Annotated in this window: 7 protein-coding genes; all 7 read right to left on the reverse strand. The window is 73.3% G+C overall.

From position 1 onward, the window contains the following. Positions 1 to 12 precede the first annotated feature (12 nt). A complete protein-coding gene (locus ABZT02_RS06700; RefSeq protein WP_356014934.1) occupies positions 13 to 1626 on the reverse strand; it encodes a succinic semialdehyde dehydrogenase in 1614 nt (537 codons plus the stop codon). 136 nt (positions 1627 to 1762) lie between these two features. Further along, positions 1763 to 2713: a serine/threonine-protein kinase gene (locus ABZT02_RS06705; RefSeq protein ID WP_356014936.1), complete on the reverse strand. Its 951-nt coding sequence runs from the start codon at positions 2711 to 2713 to the stop codon at positions 1763 to 1765. A 138-nt stretch (positions 2714 to 2851) separates the two neighbouring features. Beyond that, positions 2852 to 4423 carry a serine/threonine-protein kinase gene (locus tag ABZT02_RS06710; protein ID WP_356014939.1) on the reverse strand — a complete coding sequence of 524 codons (1572 nt, stop codon included), beginning with the start codon at positions 4421 to 4423 and terminating at the stop codon, positions 2852 to 2854. An 82-nt stretch (positions 4424 to 4505) separates the two neighbouring features. Continuing rightward, a complete protein-coding gene (locus ABZT02_RS06715) occupies positions 4506 to 6089 on the reverse strand; it encodes a serine/threonine-protein kinase (protein ID WP_356014941.1) in 1584 nt (527 codons plus the stop codon). Positions 6090 to 6147: 58 nt separating this feature from the next. Next, complete coding sequence (locus tag ABZT02_RS06720) at positions 6148 to 7872, reverse strand: serine/threonine-protein kinase (RefSeq protein WP_356015542.1); 1725 nt, start codon at positions 7870 to 7872, stop codon at positions 6148 to 6150. A gap of 152 nt (positions 7873 to 8024) precedes the next feature. Then, positions 8025 to 10757, reverse strand: coding sequence for a protein kinase (locus ABZT02_RS06725; RefSeq protein ID WP_356014944.1), 2733 nt, complete (start codon positions 10755 to 10757; stop codon positions 8025 to 8027). 174 nt (positions 10758 to 10931) lie between these two features. Next, the gene (locus ABZT02_RS06730) at positions 10932 to 13088 is read right to left on the reverse strand and encodes a serine/threonine-protein kinase (RefSeq protein WP_356015544.1); all 2157 of its coding nucleotides are present in this window, start codon (positions 13086 to 13088) and stop codon (positions 10932 to 10934) included. Between the last annotated feature and the right edge of the window lie 186 nt (positions 13089 to 13274).

The following is a 13274-nucleotide window of genomic DNA, read 5'->3' on the forward strand; positions in this document are numbered from 1 at the left end:
GAACGGGCGCTGCTACTTGAAGCGGAACGCCTTCATCGCCTTCAGGCTCCGGCTCATGAACTGGGCGTACTTCTCGTCGTCCATCCCCAGCGAGGGCGCCATCGGCAGCAGCCGCTGCTGGGCGATGGTCTGGGCCTCGGTGTACTTGAGGATGCCCTCGGAGCCGTGGCGGCGGCCGAGGCCGGAGTCCTTCATGCCGCCCATCGGGGACTGGACGCTGCCATAGGCGGAGGCGTAGCCCTCGTTGACGTTGACGGTGCCGGCCCGGACCCGGGAGGCGATCGCACGGCCCCGCTTGCCGTCCTTCGTCCACACCGACGAGTTCAGCCCGTACGGCGTGGAGTTGGCGAGCTCGACCGCCTCGTCCTCGGTCTTGAAGCGGTAGAGGGAGACGACCGGGCCGAAGGTCTCCTCGGCGCACACGGCCATCGGCTCGGTGACGCCGTCGAGGATGGTCGGCTCGAAGAAGTAGGGGCCGATGTCCGGGCGGGCCACGCCACCGGCGACGACCTTCGCTCCCTTGGAGACGGCCTCCTCGACATGCCGGGTCACGGTCTCCAGCTGCCGCTCCCCGACCAGGGAGCCCATGTCGGCGCCGTAGGCGAGGGACGTGCCGAGCCGCATGGCCCTGGTGCGGGCGGCGAAGCGCTCCAGGAAGGCGTCCGCGATCGACTCGTGGACGTACAACCGCTCGATGGAGATGCAGAGTTGGCCGGCGGAGGAGAAGCAGGCGCGGACGGCACCGGCGGCGGCCTTCTCGATGTCCGCGTCCTGAAGGACCAGCATGGCGTTCTTGCCGCCGAGTTCGAGGGAGACGCCGACCAGACGGGCGGCGGCGCCCTGGGCGACCTCGCGGCCGGTGCGGGTGGAGCCGGTGAAGGAGACGTAGTCGGCGTGCCGGACGACCTCGGGGCCGACGACGGGGCCCTCACCGAGGACGACCTGGAAGACCTCGGCGGGCAGCCCGGCCTCGACGAGCAGGTCGCGCGCCCACAGCGCGGTCAGGCAGGTCTCGGTGTCCGGCTTCATCACGACGGCGTTGCCCGCGACGAAGGCGGGGAGCGCGTCGCCGACGGAGAGTTCGAGGGGATAGTTCCAGGGGGCTATCTGGCCGACGACCCCGCGCGGATGGCGCAGCTCGGTGACCTTGGTGAGGGTGGGCACGGCACCGGTGTGCCGCTTGGGCCTCAGGTAGGCGGGCGCCTTGCGGCCGTAGTGCCGCGCCGCCACGGCGACCGCCTGTACTTCCTCATGCGCGTGCAGGCGGGCCTTGCCGGTCTCCAGCTGGATGAGGTCGAGGACCTCGGCCTGGCGCTCCAGGATCAGGTCGTGGAAGCGGAGCAGGACGGCCGCGCGCTGCCGTACGGGGGTCTGCTCCCACACCGTCTGCGCCCGGCGGGCCGCCTCGAAGGCCTTCTCCACGTCCTCGGGGGTGGACTCGGGCAGGTCGGCCAGCTTCTCGCCGGTGAACGGCGTGTGGTTGGCGGTGCGGCCGGACCCGGTCACCCCCTTGGTGAGCTGGGCGACCAGCTCCGGGGTGACCACGTCGGCCGCGGTACGGGCGCCCTCCGGGGCGGGGGCGAGGGGGTTCGTGCCGGTCTTGGCCGGGGCCTGCGCGTCCGTCATGAGCCGCAGGGTATGCGGCAGCGGGGGCTTTGGGTACCCGTCGGTAACGGGCGTTCACGGAGTACGCGCACATCGCCAGTGATGGCTGGCAGGGAATGCGCTGATCAGGGAGTTGTACGGCGATGATCTGCGCCGGTCAGCCACGCTCCGGTTTTTTCTGCAGGAGGAGACCGAGGGCGGACAGGGCGGTGAGGCGCCGGGGCTCCGGGGTGGTCGGCGGACGGGCGGACGGGTCGTGGCGGTCGGCTGCGGGGAGCGCGGACCGCGCCGGCGCGGCCTCACTGCCTGAGCCCTGTCCCGCACCCGGCGCGGCCGCCTCCCGGGCCCACTCCGGCGAGTTCGCCCCGGCGGCCTCGGCCAGCACCCGGGCGGCCTCCTCCGCCGTCGGCCGCTCCTCCGGCTCGGGGACGAGGAGTCGCTCCAGCAGCGGCCCCAGCGGACCGGACGGAGCGTCAGCCACGGCCACCCTGAGCACCGCCCCGAGCGACCACAGATCGGAAGCCGGCCCCGCACCGGGGCCCGACGCGCACTCCGGGGCGACGAACCCGGCCGAGGTCTCCCGGCCGTCGGCGGGCCCCGCGCCGCCGATCCCGAAGTCGGTCACCACCACCCGCCCGCTCGCGGCTTCGAGGAGCACGTTGGCCGGCTTGAGATCCCGGTGGACGATGCCGACGCCGTGGGCGGCGTGGAGCGCGCCGAGGACGGCGAGCCCGATGCGAGCGGCCTCGGCCGCGGGCAGTGGCCCACGCCCGGCGAGCGCCGCGTCCAGCGACTCCCCCTCCACCAACTCCATGACGATCCAGGGCAGTTCGTCGTCGAGGAGGACGTCATGGATGGCGACGGCTGCCGGATGGTCGACCCGTGCCGCGGCCCGCGCCTCATGCGCCACCCGGTGCACGGCCCGCTGCCGTTCCTCGTCCTCCGGATCCCCGGTCAGACGAGGCTCCTTGACGGCGACGTACCGCCCGCCCTGCTCGTCGAAGGCCCGCCATACGGTGCCGTTCACCCCGGAGCCGATCCGCTCGGCGAGCCGGTACCGCCCACCGATCAGACGTCCGTCGGGCGAGTGTTCGCCGTCTTCACTCATGGCACATGAGTACCGTGCGCGTCATGCCCTTGTCTAAGCGGCAGGCTCAGGCACCCGACGTCGGCAGGGCCGGGCACCGGTGGCGAGGGTGCGGCCGACCCGCCTCGGACAACCCGGTTCCGCGCGACCGCACCGCCCTCAGAGTCTGTCCACCCCGAGATTCGCGATCGCCGCCCGTGCCACCTCGCGCCCCCGGCCCGTGAAGTCCCCCTTGCCCGGATAGCTGACGGTGAGCTTGTACATGTCGCCGCCGGAGGTGCGGTAGTAGAAGATCTGGAGTTCGCGCGGGAGGGGGTGCTGGCTGTCGGTGGTGGTGTACGTGACGGTGTTCCCTGCGGCCTTCCGGCCCTGGTACGTCCGGTCCTCGGGCCGGGTCCTGGCGGTGTCCGGCATGCTGAGGTCGTACTCGCCGTTCTCCTTGAACCTGGTGTCGTCGTCGTACATCTCGGCCGCGGCGGAGCCCGCGATGTTGTGCGCGGTGTCCTCGGCTCTCCGCTCCAGCCGCAGGCCGATCCAGATGCTGCCGCTGTAGTCGGAGTACGTGATCCAGTGGGTCTTGTCCGTCTTCCGGTCGGGCGTGGTGGGCTGGTAGTCCGCGGGCACCGCCAGCGTCGCGGCGACGTCCTTGGTGTGCTTCTTCGTCCAGCCGTCCGGCAGCGGCCCGGCGAACGGGTCGGCGATCACCAGATACGCCGCCACCGCGGCCGCGACGACCGCCGCGCCGAGCCCGAGCCACGCCTTGCGGCCCGGCCGGAAACCGCCGGCCGCCGGCACCTCGACGGTCCGCACGATCTGCGTGGGCTCCGGGGCGGGCGGGTTGGCGGTGGCCTCCAGGAGCGCCCTGACCTGCGCCGCGTTCGGACGCCGCGCCGGGTCCTTCTGCAGGAGGCCGTTGATGGCGTCGGCGAGCGGGCCGTGCGCCGCGGCGGGCGGGGCGGGCGTGGCGTTGAGGACGGACTGGAGGGTGGCGGGGGTGTTGCTGCGGCGGAACGGCGAGACGCCCTCCGTCGCCGCGTACAGGACCACGCCGAGGGACCAGAGGTCCGAGGCGGGGCCGGGACGCTGGCCCAGCACCCGCTCGGGGGCGATGAACTCGGGCGAGCCGACGAAGCCGCCGGTGTCGGTCAGGTTGGTCTCGCCCTCGATCTGGGCTATGCCGAAGTCGGTGAGGACGACCCGGTCGTAGCGGCCGAGCAGGACGTTGTCCGGTTTCACATCCCTGTGCAGGATGCCCGCCGCGTGTGCGGCCTCCAGCGCACCGAGCACCTCGAGGCCGATTCTCGCCGCTTCCCGCGCCCCGAGGGTGCCCTCCTGCAACGCGTCGCCCAGCGAACGGCCCCGCACCAGCTCCATCACGATCCACGGCCGGCCGTCCACGACCGCCACGTCGTGCACGTTCACGACACCGGGATGGTCGAGCCGGGCCGCGGCCCGTGCCTCCCGACGCATCCGCTCGAAGGCGTTTCCTCGTTCGCGTTCGGGAAGGTGGTCCGGGACGCGGGGTTCCTTGACGGCCACCTCGCGGTCCACCGTCTCGTCCTTGGCCCGCCACACCGTACCCATGCCACCGTGCCCAAGCTTGGCCAGCAGCCGGTAACGGCCCGCGACGAGCCGGCCGATGCCCGGCTCCGGTTGAGGGGGCCTGGGAGGTTGCAGAACATAACTCGTCGTCTCGTCGGACTCGTGGCCGACTCCCCCGCTGCTGCTCATGGGTTCATCCATATCGCGCCAGGCACACAGGCATCCAGAGGTGATGCATTCCGGTCACACACCCGTGACGTATCTCCACTCCCTACGGCACCGTGAACGTGTCGACCGCCACGTCGAAGTGCTCCTTGGCCTCCCGCACCTTCCCGACCGGCGCCGACACCCACACGTCGTACAGCCGCCCGTTCTCCTCCCAGCACACGTCGTAGGTGTGCCGGGCGCCCTCGGCCGCGCTGAAGCCGTCCCAGGTGAACTCCCAGAACGCGGCGGGGTGTCCGCGGTGCGTGAGCGAGGTGACCCGGCCGTCGCGGTAACCGGGGTTGGCCTCCGGGCCCTTGGCGGCCGCGCGCCGCATCACGCCCAGCGGGCCGCCGGGTGGGGGATCGGTGACCTTGACGCCGAGGCGGAAGGTGTCGCCGGACGACAGGTAGAAGACCCGCTCCCCCTGCGGCTCCCGGGTGAACCCGTCGGGCACGGCGAGCGCGAACCCGGCGGGGTCCTCGGCGACGCGGTAACCGGAGGGGGCGGAGGGCAGGGTCGCGGTGGGTGCGGGCGCGGCGGTGGTGGTGGAGCTGCTCGCAGGCGTCCCGGGCGCCGACGTACCGGCCGCCGTACGCCCGTCCCGCCCGCCCCGGTCCGTCAACAGCAACGCCGCCGACACCCCCGCTCCCGCCATCACGGCGACCAGCAGCGCCGCCGTGAGCACGCCCCGCCTCGACCGCGCCCGCGCCATGAGCCCACCGCTCCCCGACCGCTCCGGCGCCGCGGACCGCCGTAGCGGAACATCCCGCTGGGTCGGCGTGTACGCCCGCTCGGGTGCCCGGCGCGGCGGCGTACGGCCCGTCTCCAGGAAGGCCCGCAGCATCCGCTCCGCCTCCACCGCGTCCAGCCGCCGCTCGGGATCCCGCTCCAGCAGGCCGCGTACGACCGGAAGGAGGGGCCCTGCTTGCGCGGGCGGCCGGATCTCGTCGATGACGACGGCGTGCAGGATGCCGCCCAACGAGTCGCGCCGGAAGGGCGATTCACCGCTGAGGGCCGTGCACAGCAGCGCGCCCAGGGACCACAGGTCGGCCTCCGGGCCGGTCCTGGCCCCGGACATCCGCTCGGGCGCGGTGTACTCGGGCGAGCCGACGAAGGAGCCGGTCTCGGTGAGGGTGGTGGCGCCCGCGACCTGGGCGATGCCGAAGTCGGTGAGCACGACCCGCCCGGTGCCGGACTCGACGAGGACGTTGGCGGGCTTGATGTCCCGGTGCAGCACCCCGGCCGCGTGCGCCGCGCGCAGGGCGCTCAGCAGGTCGGCGCCGATCCGGGCGGCCTCGGCGGCGTCGACCGGGCCGTGCGCGGAGATCCGGTCGGCGAGGGAGCCGCCGTCGATCAACTCCATGACGATGTACGGCCGTTCGTCCTGCTCGACGACGTCGTGGACGACCATGATGTGCGGGTGGCTGAGCCGGGCGACCGCGCCGGCCTCGCGCAGGGTGCGGTCGCGCTGGAGCCGGGCGTCCTCGGCGGAGAGTGTCTCGTCGAGAGGGATCTCCTTGACGGCGACCTGCCGGCCGAGCAGCTGGTCGGTCGCCCGCCACACCACGCCCATGCCGCCGCGCCCGATCCTCGCCTCCAGGCGGTAGCGGCCCGCGATCACACGGAAGGTGTCCCCCTCGGTCCCCATGCGCCCCATCATGCCGCAGCGGACGGATGCGCTCCGGGACGGTGACCGGCCAACTCCGTCAGCTGTTCGGCTCTTTCCAGCCCTTGAGCACCGCCGCGAACTGCTTGCTGGTGGTCGGCCAGCTCTCCGCGGGCGCCGACATGTAGATCGCGTACTCGGCACCGGCCGGGGACATGTACGTCTCCTCCACGGCCCGGCGCGGCCCGGGGAAGGCGATGTCCTTCGCGAGCGCGGTCCAGGTGTACTCCCAGCGGGCGCCCGGCCGGTCCCGGTAGGTGTTCCTGACCATGCCGACGCGGTGGTAGTCCTTGAGGTCCTGGATCTGCTCCTCCAGGCTGTGCTGGTGGGCGAGCGGATCGAAGAAGTCGGGCGAGGTGTCGACGGCGATCCGGACGAAGTGCTTGCCCTGGTCCGGCGAGTAGTCGATCTGGGTCAGGCCGTCGGCGGGGGTTCCGAAGACCGAACGCTTCCAGCCCTTGGGGAGATAGACGCTGAAGCCCACGGGGTCGTTGTAGGGAACCCAACCGGCCGGAATCCCACCCGTGGCCGGGCTCGGCGTGGGGCTCGGCGAGCTGCTCTCCGAGGTGGAGCTGCCGCCCTTGTCCCGCCCTTCGTCCCACTTCTGCAGGGCGACCGCGGTCCCGGCACTGACGACCGCGGCGAGCGCGACCACGAGCGCGACGGAACGCAGCCGGCGTCGCCTGGGCGGAGCGGCCTGGGTCGTGCCGGTGTGGTGCGGGGGGCCGATGACCGTGGAGGAGGCGGCCTGGCCGTACAGGGCGCCCGAGTGGTACGTCGGGCCGGGGCCCGATGAGTACGACGGCCCGGAGGCCGAGGGGTACGACGTTCCGCTGACCGGCGTGCCCGTGGTCGGCGTGCCGAGCCCACCGTGGGATCCGCGGTGCGTCCCCGGCTCATGGTGGGAACCCACATGTTGCGTCGGCACATACGCCTGTGCCGCGCTCGGCCGCCGCCCCTCCGCCGCCTCGGCGAGCATCTGCTCCGCCTCGGCCGCGCCGGGCCGCACGGCGGGATCCTTGCGCAGCAGGGCGGCGATGACGGGCCCGAGCGGGCCGGCGCTCAGCGGCTCGGCGGGCTCCTCGTCGACGACGGCCTGCATGGTGGTCAGCGGGGTCGTACGGCGGAACGGCGACCGTCCCTCGACCGCCGTGTACAGCGTGGCACCGAGCGCCCACAGGTCGGCGGACGGGCCGGGGTCGGCGCCGCGGACCCGCTCGGGGGCGAGGTAGTCGACCGAGCCGACGACCTCTCCGGTGCGGGTGATGGTGGTGTCGCCCTCGATCTGGGCGATCCCGAAGTCGGTGAGCAGGACGCGGCCGTCCCGCGCGAGGAGGACGTTGCCGGGTTTCACATCCCTGTGCAGGACCCCGGCGGTGTGCGCGGCGCGCAGGGCCCGCAGCACCCACAGTCCGATCCGGGCCGCCTCACGCGCCTCGATGCGGCCGTCCTCCTTGACGGCGTCGGCCAGCGAGCGGCCCTCGACCAGCTCCATCACGATCCAGGGCCGGCCGTCGTGGTCGAGCACGTCGTGCACGGTGACGACGGCCGAGTGGTTGATCCGGGCGGCCGCGCGGGCCTCGGCGCGGGTACGGGCGAGCAGAACGGCCTGGTCGCTCTCGGAAACGTAGAGCGCGGCGGTCAGCTCCTTGATCGCCACGGCCCGGTGCAGCACCTCGTCGTGGGCACGCCAGACCCGGCCCATGCCGCCCTTGCCTATCGGGTCGGCGAGCCGGTAGCGCCCCGCGAGGAGCAGGCCCTGCATCTGATTCACGTTTCCCCGCAATGCTCTTGACGCAGTCAGACTAAGGACCGGCCCGCGCCGAGGGGAACCAGGGGGGCGTCAAGGAGACCTCACTGTGACGGTTGTCGCTTCCGCGAAGTACGAGTGAACCCGAGCCGCCGCTACGGCGTCCGTCAGCCGGTCACCTGGTACGTGGCCGACGCCTGCTCGTACAGCCGGGTGACCTCGTCCCGCTCCGCCTCCGGGCCGCGCACCTGCACCACGTGGTACTTCCCGCCGATCAGGATCGCGACATTGCGCACGTACAGCTCGCGTCCGTCGTCGGCGGTCCAGGTGAACTGCCCCTCGGCCATGCTCCTGGTGCCCACCTGGATCGACTTCAGCCCGGTGGCGGTGGCCCAGCTGGAGTCGCGGTACGGCTGGAGTTCGGGCTCCTTCTCGCGCTGGTAGACCATCGGATCGCCGCCGTTCGCGGCCGCGGTGTCCCGCCCGGGGACGACGATCAGCTCGAAGTCGCCCTGGGAGTAGACCACCTGACCGCGGCCGTTCCTCGGGGTGCGGTCCCAGCCGCCCGCCACGGCGACCTTGAAGCCCTCGGCGTCCGTGCGCAGGGTGAACCCGTCGGCGACCTCGGGCCCGGCGGTCTGGGTCTCGGCGGCACCGCTGGACTGTGACGGTTCGGGGGTGGTGGTCGGCTCCGGCCGGGGCTCACCGCCGGCCTCCGGGGACTGCGCCGGACCGGCCTGACTGGTGGAACCCGTCTCCTGGGCGGCGCCCTTGTCGTCCGGGTCCGCCTTCGGCATGAAGTACATGGCGTACGCGATCGCCGCGGCCATCACCAGCAGGATGACCAGCAGCAGATTGCGGCCGAGACGGCGCGGTGAAGCCGCGGTCTCCTGCCGGCCCCGCTTGTGCCGTCCGTGCGTGGCGGGCAGCCCGGCGCGCCGCCTGCGCACCAACTCGCCCCGGCGCCGCACGATCGGCAGCCGGCTCGCGTCCACGGGCGGAGCGGCGACCACATGGGCGCCGGCCTCCGGCTCGGGCGCGGACCGCACCAGCGACCGCAGCCAGCCGCGCAGTTCCTCGAAGTCCAGCCGCTCGGTCGGGTCCTGCCGCAACAGCGACTCCACGACCGGCCTCAGCGGTCCGCACTCCTCCGCGAAGGCGGGCGGCTCGGCGCACACCAACTGCACCAGCTCGGCCGTCGACTCCTCGGGATAGGGCGCGTGCCCCTGGACGGCCCGGAACAGCAACGCCCCGAGCGCCCACAGATCGGTCGCCGGTCCGATGGGCGCGGCCAGCTGCCAGTTCTCGTGCACCGGCCCGGCCTGCTCGGGCGCCCATCGCTCGGTGACGGGCCCCACCACGGCCATCCGGGCCTGCCGCGCCCGCTCGGCGGCGAGCGCGGTGGCGGGCCCGCGGCGGGCGGGGGCATCGGTGGGCGGGAGGTCCTCCCAGCGGGTGGGCGCGGACGCCTGATCAACGGCGGGCACGGCGCCAAGAGCGGGCACCTCGTCGACGGGCACCGCACCCCCACCACGCGGCACAGCACCGTGCCAGGGAGCGGGGCGCACTCCATAGGGGTCCGCTGTCCGCCCCTGAGCCCCACCACCGGGCGCCTGCTCGACACCGCCCACGGCCGGATACGGGGACTGCGCAAGGCCGTTGGCCGACGGATACGGCGACTGCGGCACACCGCCGTCGGTCTGTACGGCGGGGTCGGCGCCGCGCGTTCGTGCGGCGGGGTCGGCGTCCGGTGCCGGGCGGGCTCCGGGCAGGGCGGCCCTGCCGTTCTGTGCCTCCTGGACCCGGGCCGCGGCCCGTGCGCCCGCCCGGTAGGCGGCGATCGCCCCGGCCCGCGCCGCCCGGATGTCCGTACCGCCGTCGGGCTCCCGGCGGACGAGCTCGGCCGACGCCCCGGTGCCGTTCGCCCCCTCCACCCCGGCGCTGGGCAGCCCACGGGCCTCCCGGGCCTCGATCGCGGCCCGCCGGGCGGCCTCGGGATCGCCTCCGCCGAAGGTGACCGCACCACCCGGGCCCGGCCCGGCGCCCTGGGCGCCCAGCCCGAAGGCCGCACCGGCGCCGCCGTTCCCGACAGCCGTACGAGCGGCACCCGCACCGCCGGGCACCCCGGCCCTGCCCGCGGCGCCGAGCCCACCGGCCGGGCCCGTCGACTGCCCGGGGACCTGAGGTCCACCAGGTCCCCCACGCCCGTCGGCCCCAGTGCCCGGACCGTCGTTTGCCCCGGCCCCGAACTCCCCGCCCCCGGCGCCCCATTGGCCCGCCTCGGCCGGCACCGGGTCATAGCCGCACAGTGCCTCCTCGGCCGCGCCGACCGCGAGGCCGGTGAGCATGACCCGGCCGTCGTCGCAGACCAGCACCGTGCGGGCGGTGATGTTGCGGTGCACCCAGCCGTGCGCGTGCAGTACCCGCAGCGCCATGAGCACGTCGGAGGCGACCTCGGCCGCCCGGTAGGGCGTCAGCGGCTTCTCGGCGAGCAGTGCCGCCAGCGACCGTGCGGCCACCAACTCGCTGACGACCCACAGCGAACCGCCCTCGGCGAACACGTCGAAGACCTGGTCGAGACGCGGATGGTCGGGGATCCGGGCGGCGGCCTGCGCGGCCTCGACGGCCCGCCGCACGGCAGGTTCGGTGGGCCGGCGCGCGCCGCGCCGGCCCGAGGTCCGCCGGGCCCCCTGCGGGTCCCGGGCCGTGAACCCGTCGGGGAGTCCCTCGGCGTCGAGCACCTCCGCCTCGACGACCTCGGGCAACGGGACCTGCCTGACCAGGACTTCCTGCCCGCTGTAGGTGTCGAAGGCGCGGGTCTCGGTGAGTTCGTACTCGTCGGACGGCGGCAGCGGCAGGCGGTAGCGGTCGGCGAGTACCCGACCCGCATAGTCGTCCACGTTGCCTCCCCCGGCCGCCCGGTTGGTCAATTCCGTTCGCCTCGCGGCCCGTTCCGTACCCGAACCTGGATGCGGACGGTCCACGAACACTCACGATACGTGCCGGAGGCAACCCGCAAAGAGGGGAATCCAGATATCAGGGCTCAAACACATGACCGTTTACCGCGCGACGCTTCATGACTTCGGTTCGAAGGTGCGCGCGAGCGTCTGCCATGTGTCCTTGCGCAGCTCAGTGCCCCAGTTCGCGGCTTTCGCGGTGTACATCAACGCATATCCGAGATGGCCGTTGACGACGAATCCACGGTCGATCGTCCGGTACTTCGTCCCGCTGTCCCCATAGGTGAACTCCCAGTCGGCCGTGTTCCAGCCCCGGTAATCCACCTTCTCTATCCGGATCTTGGTGTACTGCGAGCGGCGCATGCCCTGCTCCTGGCTCTCCCAGTCCGCGACCGGGTCGCCCTTGGGCGTGCTGGTCCAGGCGACGAGCAGCTTCTGCCCGTCGAGCCCGGTGAACCGGTCGCCCGCGGAGCTGCTGGTCTGGAACTTCCACCCCGCGGGCAGCCCGATCGAGTACCCCTGGCCGCCCTTGTACGTCGAGGCCACCGCACCGTCATCGGCAGAGCCCCCCGAACCGGAGGACCCTCCCGAACTCCGGCCGCTCTCCCCCGCACTCGGCGTCTTCGCAGACCCCGCACCCGCCTCCGACGACGCGGACCCGGTGGTGGACCCGTCGGTCCGGGTGCCCCCGCTCTCGTCCTCCTTGGTGTCGGCACTGGCGCTCGCGCCCGCCGTCACCTTGGTGCCGCCGCCCTTCGCCCCGTCGCTGCCCTCATCCCCGCCGAGCGTGAGCGCCAGTACGGTACCGATGACCACGAGCGCCAGGACCAGCGCGATGATCACCAGCGTCCGGCGCGGCACCACGTCGGTCAGCGGCGCCCTGGGCACCGGCCGCGGCGCCAGGTCCGGCGGCGGCGTCATCACGGGCCATCCCGAACCCCGGCCGTCCGAGACCGCGTCGGCCTGCCGCGTCTTCCCGTCCCGGACTCCGTCCGCCCCACTCGATGCCGACGTCGTAGCAGACGTCGAAGCCGATGCCGGGGCCGCCCCGGACGCGGACGACACACTCGCCGCGCCCTTCGCCCGAGACGCGGAAGGCGCCGAGGAAGCCGGAGAGCTCGAAGGCGCCGAAGACGCCGGGGAGGACGAGGAGGACGAGGAGGCCGGAGTTGCCGAAGCAGCCTCGGAGGCCTGGGCGGGCACCTTCCCGCCACTCGAGCCCGCCCCGCCCGAACCCGCCGTACCGCTCCCGGACTTGGTGAGGGACACGGCCGCGGACGTCGCCGCCGCCCCGGCGACCTTCCGCACGGAACGCAGTGCCCCGCGCAGCCGCTCGCCGCCCGCACGCTCCTGCGGCTGCGCCGGCAACGGCACCACCCGGGTCGCGTCAGCCGCCGGCTCCGGCTCGGCCTCCTTGGGCTCGGGCGCGTGGATCACCGCGGTGAGCATGGCCCGCGCGCGACTGTCGTCGAGCCGCTGGGCGGGGTCCTTGGTGAGCAGGCCGTAGATGACGTCCCTCAGCGGACCCGCGTTCTTCGGCTCTTCCAGCGGCTCGGTCATCACCGCCGTGAGCGTCGCGATCGCGGACCCCTTGTCGTACGGCGGGGCGCCCTCGACCGCCGCGTACAGCAGTCCGCCGAGCGACCACATGTCGGCGGCGGGTCCCGGCTTGTGCCCGCGGGCCCGCTCCGGGGAGATGTAGGAGGGTGCGCCGACGAGCATGCCGGTGGAGGTGATGGACGGGTCGCCCTCGACCTGGGCGATGCCGAAGTCGGTGAGCACGACCCGGCCGTCCTCGGAGATCAGCACGTTGGACGGCTTCACGTCCCGGTGCAGGATGCCCTCGCGGTGCGCGGACCTGAGGACGTCGAGGATCGCGAGGCCCACCTCCGCCGCACGCTTGGGCTCCAGCAGCCCGTCCTCCCGGATGACCTCGGCGAGCGACTTGCCCTCGACGAGCTCCATCACGATCCACGGCCGGTCGTCCTCGTCGACCACGTCGTACACGGTCACCGCGCTGGTGTTGCGAATCCGCGCGATCGCCTTGGCCTCACGCAGCGTGCGCGTGATCAGCCGGCGCTTCTCGTCCTCGTCGATGCTGGACGGGAACCGGAGTTCCTTGACGGCCACCGTCCTGCCCAGGGTCTCGTCCTCGGCGCGCCACACCGTGCCCATGCCTCCGCGGCCGAGCACTCCTCCCAGCCGGTACCGCCCGGCGAGGAGACGCTCGCTCTTGTCCTGCCGGGATGCTCCCGCCCGCTCCGCGTCCGACATGCGTCCCCTCATGAACCCGCCCTGACAGAGCCTCCATTGTCCCTCACCCGACAAGTGCCCGACGCCCAGGGTGCCCCTGGCTCCGCCTCGCCCACGGCACGCCCCGGCGATGTCGGCACAGAGGTCCCGCCGGCCCACGCGCCCCCTCAACGCACAGTTCCCGCCCGCTCACAGCTGCGTCACCTC

The sequence above is a fragment of the Streptomyces sp. NPDC005402 genome (assembly GCF_040606575.1).
Classification (GTDB): domain Bacteria; phylum Actinomycetota; class Actinomycetes; order Streptomycetales; family Streptomycetaceae; genus Streptomyces.

Coding starts and splice junctions, on each gene's coding strand:
- ABZT02_RS06710 (WP_356014939.1), bottom strand. CDS start 4,423: ATGAGCAGCAGCGGGGGAGTCGGCCACGAGTCCGACGAGACGACGAGT.
- ABZT02_RS06715 (WP_356014941.1), bottom strand. CDS start 6,089: ATGGGGACCGAGGGGGACACCTTCCGTGTGATCGCGGGCCGCTACCGC.
- ABZT02_RS06705 (WP_356014936.1), bottom strand. CDS start 2,713: ATGAGTGAAGACGGCGAACACTCGCCCGACGGACGTCTGATCGGTGGG.
- ABZT02_RS06730 (WP_356015544.1), bottom strand. CDS start 13,088: ATGTCGGACGCGGAGCGGGCGGGAGCATCCCGGCAGGACAAGAGCGAG.
- ABZT02_RS06720 (WP_356015542.1), bottom strand. CDS start 7,872: ATGCAGGGCCTGCTCCTCGCGGGGCGCTACCGGCTCGCCGACCCGATA.
- ABZT02_RS06700 (WP_356014934.1), bottom strand. CDS start 1,626: ATGACGGACGCGCAGGCCCCGGCCAAGACCGGCACGAACCCCCTCGCC.